General features: G+C 46.3%; 22 protein-coding genes. All 22 read right to left on the reverse strand.

The features are described 5' to 3' along the window. Positions 1 to 6 precede the first annotated feature (6 nt). Positions 7 to 456 (reverse strand): anti-sigma F factor, encoded by a 450-nt coding sequence (gene spoIIAB / locus E8L90_RS10815; RefSeq protein ID WP_137029394.1) that lies wholly within the window; start codon positions 454 to 456, stop codon positions 7 to 9. Beyond that, a complete protein-coding gene (gene spoIIAA / locus E8L90_RS10820) occupies positions 456 to 806 on the reverse strand; it encodes an anti-sigma F factor antagonist (protein WP_007724108.1) in 351 nt (116 codons plus the stop codon). Before spoIIAA ends, spoIIAB begins: the two co-directional genes overlap by 1 nt. Positions 807 to 953: 147 nt before the next feature. Next, positions 954 to 2138: a D-alanyl-D-alanine carboxypeptidase family protein gene (locus E8L90_RS10825; protein ID WP_137029395.1), complete on the reverse strand. Its 1185-nt coding sequence runs from the start codon at positions 2136 to 2138 to the stop codon at positions 954 to 956. A gap of 144 nt (positions 2139 to 2282) precedes the next feature. Further along, complete coding sequence (locus E8L90_RS10830) at positions 2283 to 4355, reverse strand: methyl-accepting chemotaxis protein (protein WP_137029396.1); 2073 nt, start codon at positions 4353 to 4355, stop codon at positions 2283 to 2285. Between the two features lie 180 nt (positions 4356 to 4535). Then, complete coding sequence (locus E8L90_RS10835) at positions 4536 to 5495, reverse strand: ABC transporter ATP-binding protein (RefSeq protein ID WP_137029397.1); 960 nt, start codon at positions 5493 to 5495, stop codon at positions 4536 to 4538. Positions 5496 to 5509: 14 nt separating this feature from the next. Continuing rightward, entirely contained in the window at positions 5510 to 6499 is a 990-nt protein-coding gene (locus tag E8L90_RS10840) for an ABC transporter ATP-binding protein (protein ID WP_137029398.1), read from the reverse strand. Between the two features lie 14 nt (positions 6500 to 6513). Then, positions 6514 to 7431, reverse strand: a complete 918-nt coding sequence (locus E8L90_RS10845; protein ID WP_137029399.1) for an ABC transporter permease — start codon at positions 7429 to 7431, stop codon at positions 6514 to 6516. A gap of 6 nt (positions 7432 to 7437) precedes the next feature. Continuing rightward, positions 7438 to 8370: an ABC transporter permease gene (locus E8L90_RS10850; RefSeq protein ID WP_137029400.1), complete on the reverse strand. Its 933-nt coding sequence runs from the start codon at positions 8368 to 8370 to the stop codon at positions 7438 to 7440. Positions 8371 to 8618: 248 nt separating this feature from the next. Next, a complete protein-coding gene (locus E8L90_RS10855; protein WP_137029401.1) occupies positions 8619 to 10271 on the reverse strand; it encodes a peptide ABC transporter substrate-binding protein in 1653 nt (550 codons plus the stop codon). A 114-nt stretch (positions 10272 to 10385) separates the two neighbouring features. Further along, positions 10386 to 10856 carry an Lrp/AsnC family transcriptional regulator gene (locus E8L90_RS10860; protein ID WP_137029402.1) on the reverse strand — a complete coding sequence of 157 codons (471 nt, stop codon included), beginning with the start codon at positions 10854 to 10856 and terminating at the stop codon, positions 10386 to 10388. Positions 10857 to 11188: 332 nt separating this feature from the next. Then, positions 11189 to 12496, reverse strand: a complete 1308-nt coding sequence (locus E8L90_RS10865; RefSeq protein WP_137029403.1) for a pyrimidine-nucleoside phosphorylase — start codon at positions 12494 to 12496, stop codon at positions 11189 to 11191. Between the two features lie 24 nt (positions 12497 to 12520). Further along, positions 12521 to 13330 (reverse strand): purine-nucleoside phosphorylase, encoded by an 810-nt coding sequence (locus E8L90_RS10870; protein WP_137029404.1) that lies wholly within the window; start codon positions 13328 to 13330, stop codon positions 12521 to 12523. A gap of 61 nt (positions 13331 to 13391) precedes the next feature. Further along, positions 13392 to 14564, reverse strand: coding sequence for a phosphopentomutase (gene deoB / locus E8L90_RS10875; RefSeq protein WP_137029405.1), 1173 nt, complete (start codon positions 14562 to 14564; stop codon positions 13392 to 13394). 118 nt (positions 14565 to 14682) lie between these two features. Beyond that, a complete protein-coding gene (gene xerD, locus E8L90_RS10880; RefSeq protein WP_137029406.1) occupies positions 14683 to 15570 on the reverse strand; it encodes a site-specific tyrosine recombinase XerD in 888 nt (295 codons plus the stop codon). A gap of 92 nt (positions 15571 to 15662) precedes the next feature. Then, positions 15663 to 15902: a YqzK family protein gene (locus E8L90_RS10885; protein WP_007720735.1), complete on the reverse strand. Its 240-nt coding sequence runs from the start codon at positions 15900 to 15902 to the stop codon at positions 15663 to 15665. Between the two features lie 156 nt (positions 15903 to 16058). Next, positions 16059 to 16523 (reverse strand): ferric iron uptake transcriptional regulator, encoded by a 465-nt coding sequence (gene fur / locus E8L90_RS10890; RefSeq protein ID WP_007720739.1) that lies wholly within the window; start codon positions 16521 to 16523, stop codon positions 16059 to 16061. 94 nt (positions 16524 to 16617) lie between these two features. Beyond that, the gene (gene spoIIM / locus E8L90_RS10895; RefSeq protein ID WP_137029407.1) at positions 16618 to 17244 is read right to left on the reverse strand and encodes a stage II sporulation protein M; all 627 of its coding nucleotides are present in this window, start codon (positions 17242 to 17244) and stop codon (positions 16618 to 16620) included. Between the two features lie 67 nt (positions 17245 to 17311). Then, the gene (locus E8L90_RS10900) at positions 17312 to 18484 is read right to left on the reverse strand and encodes an endonuclease Q family protein (RefSeq protein WP_137033390.1); all 1173 of its coding nucleotides are present in this window, start codon (positions 18482 to 18484) and stop codon (positions 17312 to 17314) included. Between the two features lie 4 nt (positions 18485 to 18488). After that, on the reverse strand, positions 18489 to 19046 hold the full coding sequence (locus tag E8L90_RS10905; protein ID WP_137029408.1) for an NUDIX domain-containing protein: 558 nt from the start codon (positions 19044 to 19046) through the stop codon (positions 18489 to 18491). Positions 19047 to 19205: 159 nt separating this feature from the next. Continuing rightward, positions 19206 to 20405: a DUF3866 family protein gene (locus E8L90_RS10915; protein WP_137029410.1), complete on the reverse strand. Its 1200-nt coding sequence runs from the start codon at positions 20403 to 20405 to the stop codon at positions 19206 to 19208. Positions 20406 to 20551: 146 nt separating this feature from the next. Continuing rightward, entirely contained in the window at positions 20552 to 21673 is a 1122-nt protein-coding gene (locus E8L90_RS10920; protein ID WP_137029411.1) for a M20/M25/M40 family metallo-hydrolase, read from the reverse strand. Positions 21674 to 21764: 91 nt separating this feature from the next. Further along, positions 21765 to 22181: a methylmalonyl-CoA epimerase gene (gene mce, locus E8L90_RS10925; RefSeq protein ID WP_137029412.1), complete on the reverse strand. Its 417-nt coding sequence runs from the start codon at positions 22179 to 22181 to the stop codon at positions 21765 to 21767. Positions 22182 to 22402: the final 221 nt, after the last annotated feature.

Raw genomic sequence — 22402 nt, forward strand, 5'->3', positions numbered from 1 at the left:
CTACCCCTAATTTTGCAAGGCTTTGGCAAACGCCAGGCGTTTTGTGAGGCGCACAGTTGTTCCTTTACCCACAACCGTTGCCACTTCCAAAGAATCCATGAAATTCTCCATAATTGTAAAGCCCATCCCAGAGCGCTCCAGCTCTGGTTTCGTCGTATAGAGTGGCTGCATGGCCTGCTCCACATTCTCAATTCCACGTCCATTGTCTTCCACGATCAAATCAATGCTGTCCTCTTGAATTCGCACAGAGATCTGCACCACACCCTCTGGATTTTCGTCATATCCATGAATAATGGCATTCGTAACAGCCTCGGATATAACGGTTTTGATTTCTTCCAGCTCGTCCATCGTAATTTCGAGTTGGGAAATGAAGGCTGCGACTGCTACACGTGCGAATGCTTCATTTTGGCTCAATGCTGCAAATGACACCGACATAAAGTTACGCTGTACCATCATTACGCCACCCCCAGAACATGCAAAGCATCCGCTTCGTTTTCGCGAAACTTGATCACCTTGAATAACCCAGACATCTCAAATATTCGATAGATCGTAGGATTGATCGAGCAGACGTACATTTCTCCAGATCGGGCGGAAATCTGCTTATATCTTCCTAAAATAACCCCGATACCAGAGCTGTCCATAAACGTCAAATCAGCCAGACTCAGCACAATATGACGTATAGTAGAGGTACGCAAAAGATCATCCGCCTTCTTGCGCAACTCCTCTGCCGTATGATGATCCAGCTCACCCTGCAAACGGATCACCAGCACATCCTGCCGTGTCTCCATCGCAACACGTAAACTCATAGCTGCCACACTCCTTCTCCCTTGATAGAAACTCTCTTTCTTCCTCGGCGAAACCAATTCCTGCCAGCCGACAAAAGAACAAAAAAATCGAGCAGCCGCGCCATTCCATTCGGGGCAACTCGATTCTTTTCGCGCTCATGATGTCTGTCAGTAGCTAATCAAAACGCTCTTGGTGGCTCGCTTGAGAATCTCCCACATGTTGGCTTTATCTACCTGATCTTCTGGGAACAGATCGATTCGATTTACTTCCTTGCCATCTTTCGTGCGGATGAAAATGTGGCCGATTACTTGGTTCTTTGCTATAGGTGCTGAAACGGTCTCATTAATGACAATTTCCTTCTGGAACGTATCGGCCGATTCTCCTTTTTTCATCAACAAACTAACTGCATGTGGTGTCACCGCATTGATTTGCGGTTTCTGACCTTTATCCACAACGATTGCGCGCACAGATTCGCCCTTTTTGTACATCGGCAACACCTGAAAGTGCGTAAATGCGTAATTGAACAGAGTCGATACTTCATTATTGCGCGTTTTTACATCAGGCTCACCCATAACGACTGCAATGACCCGCATGTTGTTGCGTTTGGCAGTCGCGGTTAAACAGTATTTCGCTTCTCCTGTGTACCCTGTTTTCAAACCGTCCACCCCTTCATAAAAACGTACGAGCTTGTTCGTATTCACAAGCCAGAAAGGGCTTTCTGAATCTTTTCGTAAGTAGTCTTGGTACGTACCGGTGAACTTCGTGATGCCTTCGTGCTTCAAGAGTTCACGTGACACAATCGCAATGTCTGCCGCCGAAGAGTAGTGATTCGCGGCAGGAAGTCCATTAGAGTTGACAAAATGCGAATTTTTCATGCCGAGCTGCTGTGCGCGTTCATTCATTCGCGCGACAAAACTCTCTTCTGTACCAGCCAAGTGCTCAGCCATCGCTACAGAGGCATCATTCCCTGAAGCAATCGCAATCCCTTTCAACATGTCCTCTACTGTCATTTCTTCACCGGGCTGTAGAAAAATTTGTGACCCGCCCATCGATGCTGCTCTTTCACTTGTTCGAACCTTATCGGTAAACTTAAGCTCTCCCCGCTCCACCGCTTCCATGATCAAAAGCATGGTCATTACTTTGGTGATACTGGCGGGTGGCATTTTTTCATTGGCATTCTTTTCATACAAGACTGTTCCCGTATCCGCTTCAATCATCACAGCGGATGAAGCTAATGGGGCAAAATGATTGTCACCCTTTTGCTGTCCAGCCTTTTCTTTGGCAATAGCCAGCGGAGAAAAGATGGTAAAACACATAACGAAGCATAGAGCGAGGTATCCATTCCGTTTCATAGCAGTCTCTTCCCTCCATTCATGGTTTTATTCTCACCATCATGAAAGGAAAATATTCACACAAAAACGGCAAGATTGTCTTCCCGAAAGCACATCCAGTTACACAAAAAAATCCCTTCAGCAATTAGCAGAAGGGACACTTTCTTAAATCACGAAGCGGCTCACATTTTGCGTTAACTCGTCCGCCATTTTTTTCAATTGCTCCACGTTTTCATTAATACGTGCAATCGAATTCAATTGTTCATCCACTGTCTCTACCACACCTGAGATGGAATCACTAATTTCATCCGACATGGTGGCAAGACGCTGCATCGAGTTCGTCACAACCTGATTACCTGCCGCCATCTCTTCCGAGGTTGCCGTCATCGATTCGCTTTGCTCTGCAGCTGATTGAATCTCTGCCACGATATTTTGGAAAGCAGTACCCACAGACTCTACAGACTGCAAGCCTCCACTCACCATGGTAACGATCTCGTCCATATGCTTGCTCATATCCATTGCTTCATCATTGATCGAATGGGCAATGGCAGCGATACGCTCAGAGAAGGAGCTGCTTTCCTCTGCGAGCTTGCGAACCTCGCTGGCAACAACCGAGAAGCCTCGTCCAGCATCTCCAGCACGCGCAGCCTCAATAGCTGCATTCAGCGCCAACAAATTCGTCTGCGATGCAATACTCGTAATCATTTCGACGATGCTCGTAATTTCACGAGCCCGCTCACGAAGACTGTGCATTTGTCCTGCGGTACGTTCTACCTCACTAGTGGCACGTCGTACCGTATTGATTACGTTCTCGACTAACTCCATTCCGCCTTGCGCTCTCTCAAACGTACGGGTCGTGGCAACTGATGTCGATTCGGCAGCGACAGCCACCTGTTCGACACCTTCCGAGATGTCCGAGACGGTATTGGCCGTCGCTTGCACTTCATTCGTCTGCGTAGAAACGCGTTGGGCAATCGTTGAAATATTATCCGTAATGACGTTGATGGCTCCTTTGTTTTCTTGCGCAAATAGGGTCAGCTCATCTGTCGCTACGTTCAGTTGTGTCGCTTGTCCCTGTACAAGGGCAATCAGCTTGCGAAGTTCAGCCGCCATGTCATTCATTTTGCGGCCAACCATAGCTAGCTCGTCATTGCCGTTTACTTTTACGTTGATATTAAAATGTCCGGCGCCGATTTGATCCATATCCCGGGCTATCGCGAACAGAGACAGTCGAATCCGCTTCGCAAACCACCAGATCGACCAAACCGAGAGTCCGATGATCGGCAAGCTGAAGAGCACGAAGTACAACCACATTCCGTCTACTTCACCATACACCTCGTCAGTTCCCGTGGACAAAACGACATTCCAGTTCAACATCGGAATGGGTGCAAAAGCTGCAAATGAATCAATACCATGATCCGAGTACAACAAGCTGTTGCTTGTCTCATGCTTCATCAGGGCAAGCATCTCTGCATAATCTTTGTCACCAGCCAGCACGAGCTTGTTGTTGTTGTTCGGATTTTGATGGGCTACCACCAAACCATCTTGTCGAACGACAAATGCGTAGCCATTCTCCATGAAAGAGATCTCAGGAATCTTTTGAATCATTTGGTCAATCGTAAAGCCAACAACGAACAATCTGCTCGTATCATCGGCCTTTTCCCCTATGGGTGTCGCAATATAAAGAAAACTCTTTTTGCTGTCTTCAACGATTTCTTCATCTGAAATGACCAAGGATTTCGTAGTTAGTGCTCTCTGGAAGTATTGCTTTTGCTTGAAGTCAATCTCATTTGTCCCCGTCAAGGAATAAAGGGATTTCCCGGTAGCCGTGTCGATCAAATAGATTCTAGAAACTTCTTTATGCGCCTGGCGCAATAGAGTAAACTGCTCCATGATAAGCGGCTGCAGCTCTGTCATCATCACACGTTTGGTTGCCGCCGATTTGGTGGAGTTCACAATCGCTTTTAAGTCATCTTCCATGCTATTCGCATGCTGGTCAGCCAGCATTTTTGCCTGATTAGAGGTAATGCTAAACAACGTTGATTTCGAGAAGGAAAGGGCTATGTATTGCAAAGAACCAATAATAATAAGGACAAGAATTAGACCAAACACAATCATCTTTGTAGCAAGAGAGCCTCTTAGTTTTTCCGTTGCTGCTTGGCTAGTCAGATTTACTTTTTTTAAAAGATTCGAAATTCCCTCCTTCTTTTTCCATCGTGGCGACAAAAATTTGCTCATGCTACTTGCCCCCTTTATCACTGCTACAATTTTCCAGTGGAAGAACTCCGAAAAAATACCCCTGAAAAAACTTGCCTCTGGGTATAATACCCATTTTTTTCAGAGGTAAAACCTCCCTTATGAAGGGAAACGAGTTCCGGGCTGCACGAGAAGCCTCGGAACTCGCTATTTGAAATTGATTTAGTTATACAAGTGACAAGCTGCGAAATGTCCTGGCTCTACTTCTTTCCACACCGGTGCAGATGCAGCGCATTCCGGCATTGCTTTCGGGCAACGAGTACGGAAATGGCAACCGCTTGGTGGGTTCATTGGGCTAGGTACGTCGCCTTGCAATACAATGCGCTCACGGTTACGCTCAACTTCTGGGTCTGGAATCGGAATCGCAGACAACAGCGCTTGCGTATACGGATGAAGAGGCTTTTCATACAAAGCATCACTTTCTGCCAGCTCAACCATTTTCCCCAGATACATAACCGCTACACGGTCGGAAATGTATTTTACCATGGACAAGTCATGGGCAATGAACATGTAGGTCAAGCCCATTTTTTCTTGCAGCTGTTCGAGCAAGTTTACAACCTGTGCTTGTACGGATACGTCCAAAGCAGAGATTGGCTCGTCACACACGATGAATTTTGGCTCTACTGCCAATGCACGGGCAATTCCGATACGTTGGCGCTGACCGCCTGAAAACTCATGTGGGAAGCGGTTCATATGCTCAGGATTCAAGCTCACCAAGGAAAGGAGCTCCTGGATGCGCTCTTTGCGCTTCTGACCAGTCGCCAGGCCATGAATATCCAGCGCCTCGCCAATGATATCCCCGACTGTCATACGCGGGTTCAACGATGCGTAAGGGTCTTGGAAAATCATTTGCATGTTGCGGCGCATTGCCTTCATTTCCTGCTGGTTCAAATTCATGATGCTCTTGCCTTCAAACAGGACGTCCCCTTCAGTCGCATCATACAGTCTCAAGATGGTACGACCGGCAGTGGACTTCCCACAGCCTGACTCTCCTACTATGCCCAATGTTTCTCCACGTTTGATCTCAAACGAGATATCATTTACAGCTTTCAGAGTATTATCGCCAATGGAAAAGAATTTTTTAAGATTACGTACTTCAATTAAATTTTCACGTTTATCCACTGATATCCCTCCTTCTACGCACGGTTCTGAGCAAGCGGATGTTGAAGCCAACAAGCTGCTCGCTGAGTCGTGCTGACGTCGTTCAGCTCAGGATCGATCTCTTGGCACACACGCATCGCTGAGTCGCAACGCGCAGTGAATCCACAGCCAACTGGCGGACGCAGAAGGTCTGGCGGCGTACCAAAAATCGGTGTCAGTGGCTCGTCACGGTTCAAGTCAAGACGTGGTACCGAGCGAAGCAAGCCTTTGGTGTAAGGATGTTGCGGATTGTAGAAAATATCATCAACTGTTCCTGTCTCGATCACTTTTCCTGCGTACATAACGATTACGCGGTCACACATCTCAGCAACAACACCAAGGTCATGCGTGATCAAGATAATGGACGTGCCTGTTTTCTTTTGCAATTCTTTCATCAGGTCCAAAATTTGCGCCTGAATCGTTACGTCCAAAGCTGTAGTCGGTTCATCTGCGATCAACAGCTTCGGCGAACAGGCGAGAGAGATCGCGATCATTGCACGTTGACGCATACCGCCAGAGAACTCGTGTGGATATTGCTCCACACGTTTCTCAGGTTGCGGAATACCAACCATTGTCAACAGCTCAATGGCACGATCACGTGCTGCAGCTTTCGACATGTTTTGGTGTTTGATCAAGCCCTCGGTAATTTGGCTACCGATGGTCATTGTTGGGTTCAAGGAAGTCATTGGATCTTGGAAGATCATCCCGATATCTTTACCGCGGATCGATTCCATCTCTTTTTTCGACTTCTTAACGATATCCTCTCCATTGAAGAGAATTTGCCCTTGTTTAATTTCACCTGGAGGCATAGGAATCAGCTTCATGAGGGTTTGAGCGGTTACGGATTTACCGCAACCGGACTCCCCTACAATCGCTACAGCCTCTCCGCGGTTGACGTGAAAATTCACACCGCGAACTGCTTTTACTTCACCTGCATACGTATGGAAGGATACATGCAGGTCTTTTACATCAAGAATGCGTTCCATAACGACGATCCCTCCTATTTACGCAGGCGCGGGTCTACTGCATCGCGCAGACCGTCACCGAACAAGTTAAATGCCAAGATGGTCACGGAAATAAAGATTGCCGGGAATGTCAATCGCCATGGATAGTACTTCATGGCCGGCAAGCCCTCATTAGACATCGTTCCCCACGACGCAATCGGTGCGGAAACCCCTAACCCGATAAAGGACAAGAAGGATTCTGCGAAAATCGCGGAAGGTACAGTCAAGCTCAATGTTACGATGATTGGACCCAAAGCATTAGGAATCAAGTGTTTGAAGATCAGACGGTTGGCGTCAGCACCAAGGGAGCGCGCTGCCAGTACAAACTCTTGGTTTTTCAATTGAAGGATCTGACCACGTACAATCCGGGCCATACCGATCCATCCCGTTATCGTCAAGGCAAGAATAATTGTTCCAACACCAGGCTCTAACACTACCATCAACAAAATAACAACCAGCAGGTAAGGAATCGCAAACAAGATATCTGCGAAACGCATCATCATTTCATCTACTCTACCGCCATAGAAACCTGCGAGACCACCCCAGATCACACCAATGATCAGGTCAATGAACGCTGCGGCAAGACCTACTTGCAGAGAGATACGTGCCCCGTACCAAATACGCTCAAATACGTCACGACCTAAGTCATCTGTACCAAACCAGTGATCAGCAGACGGCTTTTTATTCTTGCCAACCAGATCCGTCGTATAATAATCTTGGGGAGTTAGCCATGGGACCACTATGGCAGAGACGATCAAAACAGCAATGAAGATCATAGAAATCATTGCGACTTTATTCATTTTCAAACGACGCCAAACGTCAGACCAAAAAGAGAGACTTGGGCGCTTGATTGCTTCCGCTTGACGAAGGTCTACGGAAATTGGCTCAAAATGTTCTTTAGTCAAGTTTTGCACGTGTCATTACTCCTTTCCTGCGTCCGAAAGTTTGATCCGTGGGTCTACCAAGGTGTATGCGATGTCAACAATCAGAATCATCACAACTAGGATCATGGAGTAGAACACGGTCGTACCCATGATTACCGTATAGTCGCGGTTTGTAATGGACAAAACGAATTCGCGACCAAGACCAGGAACACCGAAAATACGTTCAATAACGAATGCACCTGTCAAAATACCGGCAATCAGTGGACCCAGGTAAGTAACAACTGGCAAGAGCGCATTACGGATTGCGTGTTTTATTGTAATGGTAACAGTGTGCAACCCTTTTGCTTTTGCTGTTTTGATGTAATCTTGACCCATAACTTCAATCATATTAGAACGCGTCAAACGCGCGATAAATGCCATCGGTGATGCGGCGAGTGCCAATGATGGAAGGATGGTGTATTCGAATCCTTCCCATTTCGCGATTGGAAACCAGCCCAAATTAATAGCGAAAATGTATTGGTAAAAGGACGCCAAAATAAAGCTTGGTACCGATAATCCCAAAACGGCGATGACCATCGCGGAATAGTCTTGCCATTTATTATGGTTTAGCGCTGCGATAACACCTAGCGTAATACCACCAAAGATAGCGAGCAATAAAGCTTGTGCTCCCAAATGAGCAGAAACTGGGAAACCACGATTAATCATGTCGTTAACATTCGAAGATTTCTCCGTAAACGACGGACCGAGATCCCATGTTACTACACCTTTCAAATATTCAAAGTATTGTTCGTGCAACGGCAGGTTCAGCTTGTACTTTGCCTCTAGTGCTGCCTTAATTTCCGGCGGGACCTGCTTCTCGGATGTAAATGGACCACCTGGTACTGCTTTCATGATGAAGAAGGTGGCCGTTACAATTAAGAAGAGCGAGATGAGCATAAAAATGATGCGCTTACCGAGATAACGGATCAACTAACTTACCCCCTTGGTAGATTTTTGATTGCTTTCACGTCCCATGTTTACACTGCGGAACGCTGCCGACACAGTGTAAAAATCGGCTGTGTAAATAACCCTTAGATCTCTTGCAGTAAAGCTTCTCTCTCTATTTTCTCTTTGCTGGCAATCATGCCAGCGGTATTTATGGGAAGGGCTTGCATAGCAGAGGGTATATGTGCAACCAGATACCCTCTGCTGCAAATCCCGTTTCCTTCGTTATGTGATTACTCGATATAAGCGCCTTTCCAATCCACGTCACCCAGGCCAGTTTGGTGAACCCCTTTAACCTCTGGCTTCTGTATCCAAGATTGTGTGTACCAGTAAATTGGCATGATTGGCATTTCATCCATCAGGATCTGCTCCGCATCTGCCAAAATTTTCTTGCGTTTCTCGAGGTCTGATTCCTTAGCGGATTGGTTCAACAACTCTTTATATTTTGCATTCTCCCAACGTGTATCGTTGTTTCCACCCATTTTATCCTTGAAGAGTTCCAAGAAGTTGATTGGGTCATTGAAGTCACCCAGCCAGCCCATCCGTCCAATCTGGAAGTTACCCTCATGCATGTCTTCCAGGTAAACTTTCCATTCTTTGTTCTCGAGTTTCACATCTACGCCGAGATTTTTCTTCCATTGGTCTTGGATGGCCTCTGCAATCTTCTTGTGAGCCTCAGATGTATTGTAGGACAAGGTAATGGATGGCAGCTTGCTCATGCCAACCTCTTTTAGTCCCTCTTCCAAAAGCTTTTTCGCATTTTCTAAATCATTGTCTTTGAAATAGCCATTTGGATTCAGCACCATGGATGGAGGTATAGCGCCTGTTGCCGGGATTTGACCCGTTTGGAGAATGTTGTCGATCAAGGCTTGGCGATTGATCGAGTAGGCAAATGCTTTTCTCACTTTTATGTTATTAAATGGCGGCTTTTCGGTATTGAACTTGTACCAGTACGTACCCGCGATTGGATTGGTTTGCACTTTGCCTTGCCCTTTCAATGCAGGAATCGCATCTGTTGGCAAAGCACTCATTGGTGCACCAGCCCAGTCGATTTCACCATTTTCGAACATGGAAAGCTCTGTATTTTCGTCTTCTACCATGGAGAATTCGATTTTTTCGAGCTTTACATTGTCTTTATCCCAGTAATTTTCGTTCTTCACGAGCACCATCTTGCTCTTGTGCTCCCAAGATTCGATTTTGAAAGGTCCGTTACCGACGTGCGATTTTGCATCGCCTGCCCACTTCGGATTTGCATCAATTACTTTTTTGTTAACTGGGAAGTAGGTACGGAATGCGAGCAATTCCAGGAAGTATGGAGTCGGATTCTCCAGTTTAACTTCCAACGTCTTATCGTCAAGTGCCTTCACACCTACTTCATCAAGCTTTGCTTCGCCCTTATTTGCTTTTTCGCCATTCTTCACGTAGTACAGCTGATATGCGTAGTTGGAAGCTGTTTTTGGATCGAGAGCACGCTTCCAAGCATATTCAAAGTCATGCGCTGTCACAGGATCACCATTGCTCCATTTCGCTTCTCTGATTTTAAATGTGTACGTTAGCTTATCATCAGAGACCTTATAGCTCTCAGCAGCAGCTTCATGCGGCTTATCGTCGGTACCAATGCGGGTCAATCCATCAAAGGTTGCCAAGATAATCGCGCCTGAAGTCGTGTCCTCTGCGAGCCCTGGATCAGCTGTTGGTGGCTCCGAGTGAAGGTTCATCTTTAAAACTTGTGGCTTCTTCTCGGCAGCTGGTGTTGCTGGCTGTGAAGGTGCTGCAGGTGTACCTCCTGCCGGTGGAGCGGCAGCTTGTTGTCCTCCTCCGCACCCTGTCAGAGCGGTTCCTAATACAGCAATCGAGCTCACAAGTGCAAACACATTCTTTTTCAACGCAATAACCCCCAGTACGTTTTTCTTTTTTGTCTTTTTTCTGAAAATAAAGGACGAAAAAAAATGAAAACTACACGAAGCTGCTTGACTTCGGCTGGAAGGCATCAACCCCTTTCATTGCAGGGTCACCTCGTCGTCTTGAACGAAAGAGAAGGTGTCTTTGTACTGCTTCAGTTCCAGTGAAACGTCCGCAGCTGCAATTCCTTCAACTTGAGAGAGTCGTTCGTTGACAAAGGTGATCAGCTCATCATTACTATGGAAACACGCTTGTATGATCAAGTCGTGCTTACCGCTATAAGCGCCTACAAAGCGTACTGCAGAAAATTTGCTTAACTTTTCTGCCACTTCTTTCTGTAAACCTAGCTTTGTGGTTAACCCGATGATAGCCTGCACATGTAATCCCAATTTCTCTGGATCGGGTTGTATTACGAATTGGAAGACTCCGTCCTGCAAAAGACGAGTGATGCGCGATCGAATCGTTCCTTCGCTCACGCCTAGCTGCTGGGCGATTTCTGTATATGGGATGCGCCCATCTTCATGGAGGATTTGCAGAATCTGTCTGTCGACATGGTCCAGCTTTTTCATAAATACGATTTTCCGGGAACCTCCATCATTTTTTTACGATTTTCGCAATATTCTTTTACAAACAGTCTAATACAATAAAAGTAATCGGAAATGATAGCGGTGTCAACGAAATTTGACAAGTAGAAATATAAAACTTTATAAAGTCAATCCGAACAGTAAAATATATTTTACATTATAAAAAAAACGACTTATATCTTACTATTGAATATGAAAAGCTAGATTTAATCAACAATATTTTTTCGAAAAACTGTATTTTTACTCAAAAAACAAGACGTGCTCATGTGCTGTGCACGCCCTGTTTTATTTGATTGATCAACTAATATCCGGAGATTCTATGCTTCGATAATTTTGTAAATCAACGGTTGGTCTCCGTCGATTGCCGTCGAAATTTTGAAGGCACCTTCCATTTCTTTCAACGCATTTTGCAGAAGATGTTCTTCGTTAGCATGGATGGTGACCAAAACTTCTCCAGCCTTCACCTGATCCCCGCGTTTTTTATGCAGGACAAGACCTACTGCCAAGTCAATTGGCATTTCTTTTGTCAATCTGCCAGCACCCAAGACAACAGAAGCATGACCGATCGCTTCTGCGTCAATCGCGCTTAGAAAGCCTTCCTGTTCGGCTGTAACGGCATGAATGATCTTTGCTTGCGGCAGACGAGACAACTCATAGACGTCCTGCTTATTGCCGCCTTGAGCCTCTACCATTTCCGCCAGTTTATCCACTGCTTTTCCGGAAGCCATCAGTTCTTCGAGCTTCTTACGGCCTTCTTCCACATCAGTTACAAGCCCACCCATAACAAGCATGCGGGAGCCAATAGCCAATACCAGCTCGGTCAAATCGCGAGGACCTCTACCTGCAAGTGTCTCCACCGCTTCTTTTACTTCCAGTGCATTGCCCACAGCAAAGCCAAGCGGCTGATTCATATCACTGATGACCGCCACCGTTTTGCGTCCTACTTGGTTGCCAATTGCAACCATCGCATTTGCTAACGTTTCTGCCTCTTCAATGCTTTTCATGAAAGCGCCCTTCCCTACTTTTACATCAAGCAGGATGGCATCTGCTCCAGCAGCAATCTTCTTGGACATAATGGAGCTTGCAATCAACGGCACAGCCTCTACAGTAGCTGTCACGTCACGCAGAGCATACAGCTTCTTATCGGCAGGTGTCAGGTTGCCAGACTGTCCGATTACGGACACGCCAATATCACGCACCTGCTGCAAAAATTGCTCGCGTGTGCGTTCTACTTCAAAACCTGCGAAGGACTCCAGCTTGTCTATGGTGCCTCCTGAGTATCCAAGGCCTCTTCCAGACATTTTTGCCACAGGTATACCCGCTGCGGCTACCAAAGGCGCAACAACAAGAGTAGTCTTGTCCCCTACTCCGCCTGTACTGTGCTTGTCTACTTTAATTCCTTGCAGAGAAGACAGATCAAGCTGTTCGCCTGACCCTGCCATTGCCAAGGTTAGATCTCCCGTCTCTCTCGCAGTCATGCCACGGAAAAAGACTGCCATTGCCCATGCGGACATTTGGTAGTCAGGAATACTTCCATCTGTATAGCCTGTCACCAGAAATTGAATCTCTTCTGTTGTCAGTTCTCCGCCATCACGTTTTTTGGCGATCATATCGACCATACGCATTGTTAATCCCTCCGAGTCCGTTACTTACATGTTAGCTACGATACCGTTGACCAGAGCCAGGAATTGCGTTTTTACTTTCTCTGTTGTTTCCATTACTTCATCATGGGACAGAGGTTGTTCCAAAATACCTGCTGCCATGTTGCTAATGCAGGAAATACCGAGTACCTTCACACCCATGTGTCGTGCCACGATTACTTCTGGTACTGTTGACATCCCTACAGCATCCCCACCTAAAAGACGAAGCATGCGAATTTCCGCAGGAGTTTCGTAGGTAGGGCCTAGCAAACCTGCGTATACACCTTCACGGAGCTGGATTCCTTGTTCAGAAGCAACTTCATGAGCCAGCTTGCGGAGTTGTTTGGAATAAGCCTCAGACATATCAGGGAAGCGTGCTCCCAATTGTTCATCGTTTGCACCGATCAACGGATTGCGGAATGTCATGTTGATGTGATCGGAAATCAGCATGAGATCGCCTGGATTGTAGCCTTCGTTAATTCCGCCAGCCGCATTGGTCACAATAATGGTTTCTACGCCGAGCAACTTCATGACACGGATTGGGAAAACAACGGCATCCAGACCATGTCCTTCATAAGAATGGAACCGACCTTGCATCGCTACGACTTGCTTGCCTTGAAGCTTACCAATCACGAGTTGTCCTTTGTGGCCGACAACGGTGGACACAGTGAAGCCAGGAATTTCATGATAAGGGATGATCACTGGATTTTCGATTTCATCTGCCAAAACACCCAGCCCTGACCCGAGGACGAGACCAACGGTTGGTTTTTCTGTCAATTTCGGTTCGATATATGCTACTGCGTCATGGAAATTTGCCAATTCAACTCTCTCCTTTTTTTGTGTTTCTTCTATTATATAAATATTTATTTTTACTTAAGCTTTATAAATGATTAAGGAAGCTCTTCCCAATCACTGGAGCAGTTACTCCAAAATTGTCTGCGATGGTCGCACCCAAGTCCGCAAACGTTTCACGGATGCCCAAATGTTGTCCAGCTTGAATACCTTTGTGATAGACAAGCAACGGAACGTATTCTCTCGTATGATCGCTACCATGATGTACGGGATCGTTTCCATGGTCTGCCGTGATTACCAGCAAATCATTTTCTTGTAGCGCTTCCAAAAGCTCTGGTATACGAGCGTCGAATTCCATCAATGCCTGACCATACCCTTCTGGATCACGGCGATGACCGAACTTCGCATCGAAGTCCACAAGATTGACAAAGGAAAGGCCCGTAAACGATTGTTTCATCGTGCCCAGAATTTGATCGACACCGTCCATGTTATCTTTGGTACGGATAGATTGAGTAACGCCCTCTTCTGCATAAATGTCGCTGATTTTACCAATCGCAATAGAAGCGAGGTTAGCATCTTGCAAACGATTCATGACTGTGGGAGAAAATGGCTTCACGGAATAATCGTGACGATTTGCTGTTCGGCTAAAATTGCCCGGCTGTCCAACAAATGGACGCGCAATGACACGAGTAACGGCGAACTCATCACGAAGTGTCAACTCACGTGCTACTTCGCAAATATGGTACAGCTCTTCAAGCGGAACAACCTCTTCGTGGGCTGCCACTTGGAATACACTGTCCGCAGATGTATAGACAATCACTGCACCCGTATTCATATGCTCTTCGCCAAGCTCGTCGAGAATGTCTGTCCCAGAAGCGACTTTGTTACCGAGCACCTTGCGACCGATACGTTGCTCAAATTCCGAGATCAGCTCTTGTGGAAATCCGTCTGGATACGTATTAAATGGAGTAGACACATGCAGACCCATGATTTCCCAATGACCAGTCGTTGTATCTTTCCCCATGGAGATTTCTTGCATTTTTCCATAGTGGGCCATAGGAGTTGTTGCTGGCGTAACGTTTTGGAGTGGTGCTATATTTCCCAAACCTAATTTTTGCAAGTTAGGCAATGAAAATCCTGCCACGCGTTCTGCAATATGACCTAAGGTGTTCGCTCCTGCATCATTGAACTTAGGCGCATCAGGTTGTTCGCCAATCCCTACGCTGTCCATGACGATCAAAAAAACTCGTGAATACTGCATATTAACGCCTCCTGTTTACCAGTCATTCATTTCGACCATCAAGTCGTCAGACGTCTGACCTGATTCAGAAAATTTTTCTCCGCCCAACAATCAGGCGGAGTCCATCGTTTTTTCATACTCATGCTCGCGGATGCGTCTTGGCATAGATGTCCTTAATCCGCGTTCTGGTCACATGTGTGTAAATCTGGGTGGTTGAAATATCAGCATGCCCAAGCATCTCTTGAACAGAGCGCAAATCAGCCCCATTTTCCAGTAAATGAGTGGCAAAAGAGTGGCGAAGCGTATGGGGTGTAATCTCAGCACGGATGTTTGATTTTTGGGCATATCGTTTAATAATTTTCCAAAAACCTTGCCGTGTAATTTGTTTGCCCAAGTGATTTAGAAATAATGCAGTATCGCCAGTTCCTTTTACCAGCTTGGGGCGCCCTGCCTGCAAATAGTGGCGAACCATTTGAATGGCAACCGAGCCTAACGGAATGATTCGCTCTTTTGATCCTTTTCCCAAGCATTTGACAAAGCCCATATCCAGATTCACATCAGCAATATCCAGATTGACTAACTCCGAGACACGAATGCCTGTCGCATATAAAAGCTCAAGCATCGCCTTGTCCCGCAGTCCGGCAGGATGATTGACAGGAGGACTTTCCAAAAGACGTTCCACTTCCTCAACAGAGAGCACTTTCGGCAAGCGTTTCTCGATCTTCGGTGTTTCTAGATGAATGGATGGATCTTTATCTATGTATTTGTCCCGAATGAGAAACTGATAAAACGCTCGTATCGATGCCATATTGCGAGAAAGCGTTGCTGTAGCACGTCCTTTTTCCCGTAAAACAAGCAAGTACCCGATGATATGCGTCCGAGTAGAATCCTCTATTCGAGCGACGCCTTGCTCTTGTAAATACGAGGTAAAGGCCACCATATCCCGTTGATAGGATTCCAGGGTATTTCTCGCTAGCCCTTTCTCCACAGTCAGGAAATGAATAAACTGATCAATCAGACTGTCCATGAAGCTGTCCCCTTCAGCTGATAAGTTCTTGTATTGCTTTCCACAAAGAAAAAGAAACTCCTGCTTCTCCAGATAAAAAACTCAAACTTGCACTACTCTCCCGTTAAAAAAAAGAGCTGTAGTCGTGCGACATAACCGTCAAAATCCTGTGCCTGAGAGGTATTGATGACTTTTACTACCTTCACCGCATTCCCATGTGGTTCATGATAAGGGTTTGCCGGGAGAAATTTATCCGCCAGCAAGGTAATGATGCCGTAGGAGAGCAAGGTGCAGGTAATGAAAAGAAGCAAGAAACGAAGACCCTCCATCAAGCGGCGATAAGAGACCTTCATCCGTAAGCCTCCTTACAGACTTTCTTTCATTTATATGCACTTGTCCCTTGCTCCATTCGAATCGATCCTTTCTTAGGATTCCACAGGAATAGGGCTGCCATTACAAAAGCTCCCAAGGAAAAAAGAAAAACTTCTCCGTTCCCAGAGAAGTCGACTTTATTTGAAGTCCTCCACGTTCACTTTATCTACACAACGATTGCAGATCCCGTAGAAGGTCAATCGGTGGTCGGTAATATAAAAGTTGTAAACATTCTTGACTTTTTCTTCTGCTGTGACAAGTAGATCTTCAAAAATTTCATCCACCGTACCACAATTGAGGCAAATGAGGTGATGATGGTGATAAGCAGCATTATCATCACGAAGATCGTAACGAGCTACGCCATCGCCAAAATTCATTTTATGAAGGATCTTCAGTTCGCTCAAAAGCTCTAATGTCCTGTATACGGTAGCAAGCCCGATTTCCGGTGCTTTATCCTTCACTAACAAGTAAACATCTTCCGCGCTCAAGTGATCTTCTTCATTCTCCAACAACACGCGAACAGTGGCTTCACGCTGTGGTGTCAGCTTGTAGTTTTGTGAATGCAACTGCTGCTTAATTTTCTCTAATTTTTCTTCCAACATTAATGCCCCTCCCCGCTCGCATGAAACCTGTTCCTATTATAGTAGAGGGGCATCGAATAAGTCAAATGCATAAGTTATTACCTGAGAATTATTCTTAATTAAGTACGAGCTGCATCAGCCTAGGGGAAATGAAGGTTTCAAACAAGGACGCAATCGCCAATACCGCAAGCATACTAAGAACAAGGACGGTATAGCCCATAAAGTGCGGCATGATAACATCTCTTTTACTCAGCACTCTCGTTCGTATGAGTCGGAGCGAAAATGAAATTCCGCTGACACCTACAATAAAAAGGGCAGGTACGACTAATAAATTTTGTGGGAGAACACCCACCATGGCAAATGTTACACCTTGCCATTGGAGTTGACTCACCAAAAAACCGACGGTGAAACCAACCACGACTCCTTTTAAGAAGAGCATCAACAAAATCATAGGCAACCCAATAATGGATAATCCTAGCACCCACATAATCGCAATGGTCTTGGCATAATGACCAAACGCCTGCTGAAAATGGGCACTTGTCTCAGGGATTCCATCACTGCCAAGACTGTTGAAAAAATATTGCAGAAAACCATACAGCTCCTGCCTCTGTGATAATGGCAGTGAATTGACGAGAACGGCTCCGAAAATAATGCCCATCGTAAACAGGACGATCGTGAACCAGTAGAGTGACTGATGTTCTTTCGCATAGGATTGGATAGTTTGTCCGACTCGTGAACGCACGCTTCGTCGCCTCCCGCTTGGCTGATTACTGTACAGCTTATGCGGACGAGTTCTCCCCTATGACTACCTACATCGGGACGATCTTTCCGTAGGTACCGGCGCCTCCCTTTTGGACAGAGAGCTTTCCCTCTCGTGCTTGCACAATAAGCGAAGCGATTCTCTCTCCGACAACATGGGTGAGCTCTTCTTCTTTCACGCGATGCAACACGTTCATCTGTGTACCAAACGACCGATACAGCTTGTCCAATAATTTCGGACCAATTCCCGGAATGAATTCCAACGGGATTTGCTCTATATAAGGAGGACGGAACCCTGGATGCTGGCCAGCCTCTATATCTGCCAGCTGATCAATGCGTGCTGCAACCCCTCGCACAATTCGTTGGAAGCCGCATTCCGGACATTTGCCTGAAGCATCCGCCGCGAGTAAAGACTGGCAACCTTGGCACGCCGTCTGATGATACTTACCCAGCTCGGGGTGCAGACCGTAGTTCATATGAACCCCTCTGCCACCGATGCGCTTAATTGCTTTCACCCACTCAGCGAAGGAACGCTCTTGCATATACATCGCTTGATATTCTCGGCCAATCTTTGCCAGAGAATGGGCATCTGAGTTTGTGAGAAAGGTTTTGTCATGTAGCTCGGAAATGCGGTCCGCCATAACGGTATTCGCACTCAATCCCAGCTCAACGGCATAGATGAGTGAAGGATCAAGCACTTCGGCCATCGAATCCGTACAGCTCCCATACAATCCTTTATGTGGTGTAAAAATATGTGCCGGGATCAAAAGGCCCTGCAATTGCTGGACACAAGCTTGCAATTCCTTAAGCGATGTGTAGATACGCTGAGAGCTTAATTGCACATTTTTGCAGCGTTCAGACAGCCATGCGGTAAATTGCTTCATTTCTTGGAGCTTCGAGAGATAAACGAGAAAATGAGCTGCACCACGTCCTGGCTCTTTGATTTCTACTTCGCACCCCAAGATTAGCAATGTATCTTTGTAGGAAATTCCTCCATCATCCTGTTCAGTCGCTAATCCCTTTTCCAAGAGATCTACCAGCTCATCCTGAACCTCCGGCGAATGTGCATCGATAATCCCGATGACATCCATCCCCTTTTTATCTGAGGCCTCCTCCAAAATTTTGGTGAGAGTCATTTTGCGTGAAGCCGTTATTTTCACAGGTTTACCCGTCCACGTACCGCCGATGTGAATATGCATGTCGCAAAAACAGGAAGGAAGCATGGTTCTATCCACGCTCACGCAGCATTTTGTTTTCCCACGCAAACAATGCCACTACTGTCTTGGCATCTCGAATTTCTCCACTTTGATGCAGGGCATGCGCTTCTTCCAGTGTCACTTCCAGCACATCAACGAACTCATCCTCGTCCGGCTTGCTTTCTCCTTTTTTCAAACCAGTAGCCACATACACATGTAAAATTTCATCTGCGAAGCCTGGCGATGTGTAAAAAGAGCTGAGCGGTGTGTACTGACTCGCAACGTAGCCGGTCTCTTCCTGTAACTCGCGCATTGCACATGCAAGCGGCTCTTCCCCTGGCTCCAGCTTTCCTGCTGGGATTTCCACGATCGTACGCTCCAATGGCTTGCGGAACTGTCGAACGACAACCATTTTGTTATCATCTGTGATCGGCAAGACCGCAACCGCTCCTTGATGATTCACGATTTCCCGCTTGGCTGTGTTGCCATTAGGCAGAAGCACCTCATCTACCTTGACCTTAATAATTCTTCCGTCAAAAATCGGTTGACTGGAAATGGTTTTTTCATATAAGTGATCATATTTACTCACTGTCGTCATCATCCTTTTTCGTGAAATCGTTCTAAATCGTCGATTCCCTCCATAAGTTGGGAGCATAGAGCTTGTCCACCTTATTGTATCGGAGGAGATCATGAATGAAAACATATGTTAGCGAAAAGCAATTGCGTATGGTCGGGAAAGCATGGGAGATCAAGGCTGCGCTTCGTTCCTGGTCAAATAAAGACCTAACCCTTCAAGAGTACTTGATAAGGCGGGCGAATGCAGGGCGTCGTTAACGGTTTGGACGATATAGCCAAGGCTGTTTCCTACAAAATCGGCTGCCACCCATGCCGTTTGAAAAGGAGCAGGGTCCTCTTGCCAATTTCGCCCCATTGTAGAAAAGGACAAGCCATACCCCTTTTCTAGTGCTGCCAGCTCTGACAGGTCTGGGACTTTTCCCTTTATGAAAATATGCTTCCCCGCAACTTCTATTGTTTTCATTTGCCGTGAAAGGACATCATCTCTTTTATCCCCGAAAATCGGGATTGTGACCAGAGCAGGACAGAGAGCAAATCTGTTTAATATCGATATGGTATGGTGACTGACACCGTAATGTCTGGCACGTGGGTCCCCAAAGCTGATTCTGGGAATAAAAAAGGGTGTTCCTCCAAGATTGGATACGGCATGAATGACCTCAGCTAACTGAATTCCCGAGAAGCCATAAGATGTACCCGTACCTGCTACCCCAGGTCCCAGCATACAAATAATGATATCGGCACACTCTACATGGCGTGCTGCCAATAAGCCACTATGAATCGTCAACGATTCGCGATCTCCTCCCCACGCATGACCTGACGTCACGGTCGCATCCAAGCCCCCGATTGCTTTTAATTGATGGACGTGCTCGCTCAAGGCAATCGGCAAGGATGCGCCGTCCGGCATGACATATACGATACGGGCATCTGGATTTTTTTTACGCAAAGCAAGGACAGCAACAGGTAGAAGACTGTGCAGCTCGCCGATCAAAACAGGGGTACCTTCTAAGGATAAGTCTTCTTGCACAAACAAATGGTGGTACGGACTGGCCTGTTCTTCTACTGAATCAACCGCGAGCTGCCATGGCGAATAGCGCATTTTCATGACATGCCCCCACTCATTCGGAAGGACATCGGTTTCCTCTGGTTGACTAACCTTTCCTACGACAAAATGATACCCACCTGTCCCCAATTCAAGCCGAACAGCGGTTGTATTGATCAGAAGTAAATCGCCACTTTTATAATCCTCTTGCAAAAAAGACAACACTCTCTCCAGTTTGTATCCAGCAACCGATTCTGTCCGGACTTCGAGCATCTGCATCCCTATTTGCTTTTCCAGAACTTTTTGGACCGTCCCCACCGCCAAACGGAGCACTCAGCCTCCCCCTTTCCTTCCTGCCTCTTCCCCGAGCTTTCCATTCAGTCTATGATGAACAGTGGTTGTCTCAATCATGCAAACAAGTAAGCAAACGAATAAAAAGGCCGGAACCCCCCTCGCAAGGAGATTCCGACCTTTTTTGGTTACTCTTGTACTTCTGCAATAACAGCAAGCACCAGCTCAGCCGCTTTGTTCAGTTCAGCTATTGGCATACGCTCGCTTTTTGTATGGATTTCTTCATAGCCGATGGCAAAGTTTACGCTTGGCACGTTGTAGCCGTTAAATACGTTACCGTCGCTTCCGCCGCCGCTTGCAACCAGCTCAGGATTGCGCTCTACACGTTTAACCGCTGCAATCGCTTTTTGTACAACTGGCGTTTCTTCGTTGAATTTATAACCGTGATACATAAAAATAACCTCATTTTCGCAAGTCGCACCCATCTCGGCTGCCACTTCTTCAAATGCTGTCGTCATTTTCTTCACTTGCGCTTCCAGCTTGTCCATTACCAAGCTGCGAGCCTCGGACCAAATTTCCACGTAATCCGTTACGATATTGTACGCTTTACCACCTTCAAAGCGACCGATGTTTGCAGTTGTGTCTGCATCGATACGGCCCAGTGGCATACGGGAAATTGCTTTACTAGCAACCGATATAGCACTGATGCCATCCTCTGGATTCACACCTGCATGCGCTGCTTTACCGTGGATTTTGGTTACGATACGGTATTGGCCAGCACCAGCTACTGTAATTTTTCCAACTGGACCTTCCGAATCGAGGATGAAGCCCATTTCTGCTTTCAGCAGGCTGGAATCCATCGCGCGGGACCCTACAAGTCCTGACTCTTCTCCTACAGTCAATACGACTTGGATCGTTGGATGTGGCAGGTTTTGTTCTTTCATGCTGCGGATACCTTCAAAGATCGCCGCGATTCCTGCTTTGTCATCTGCACCGAGGATCGTCGTACCATCAGAATAAATGTAGCCATCGCGAATTTGAGGCTTGATTCCGTTTCCTGGTACAACCGTATCCATATGGCTGCTAAACAGGATGGTTGGACCTTTTCCAGTTCCCTCCAAGGTTGCAATCAAATTGTTGGCACCATGCCCGGTTTTCGCTGCTGCGTCATCCTCTTCTACGGTAAATCCCATCGCAACCAGTTTTTCTTTGAGCACCTTGTTGATCTCTGCTTCGTTCTTCGTTTCACTGTCAATCTGGACGAGCTCTAAAAATTCATTTAACAAACGCTCTTGGTTGATCGTACTCACACTCGTTACCTCCTGATCGTACTGCCCGATTTTGGTACATATTCACAAGTTCCAGTATACCGCAAAAAATTTTTTTCTACTACGTAAACGCCTATGATTCTTTCGGATATTGGCACAGCTCATACAAAACGCCATTCGCGGCCTTCGGATGCAAAAATCCAATCAACGCATCGTGAGCACCCGCTTTGGGGACCTCGTGAATAAGAGGTACACCTTGCTCTTTTAAAGTGGCTAGACGACCCGTAACGTCATCTACATCAAAAGCAATGTGGTGGATGCCTTCTCCGCGTTTTTCCATAAATTTTGCTATCGGACTCTCATCACTCAACGGCTCTAATAATTCAATATGACTTTCCCCGATCTTTAAAAATGCGACTTGTACTTGTTCGCTCTCGACGATTTCGGTTCCAACCAACTCCAATCCCAATTGCTCAGTATAAAAGGAAAGCGTCTTTTCCAAGCTTTTTACCGCAATGCCGATATGGGCAATTTTTTTCGGTGCGCTCATGAATCATCATCCTTTTGTAAGTGGTTGTCTCATTGGCTACAATTCGGTACAATTTCAGCATGAGCAAAAAAAAGAAAGCCAATGATATCCTCTTCTTCATTCTAGCACAGCCACTTACAGAATCACCTGATAATTCGCCCACCTTGAAAGGAGGTTTGATTAGAATGAGATACCAATCGCTCTTTGCCAAAATCCTGATCGGCATTCTAATACTCTCACTA

The sequence above is a fragment of the Brevibacillus antibioticus genome (assembly GCF_005217615.1).
Lineage (GTDB): Bacteria > Bacillota > Bacilli > Brevibacillales > Brevibacillaceae > Brevibacillus > Brevibacillus antibioticus.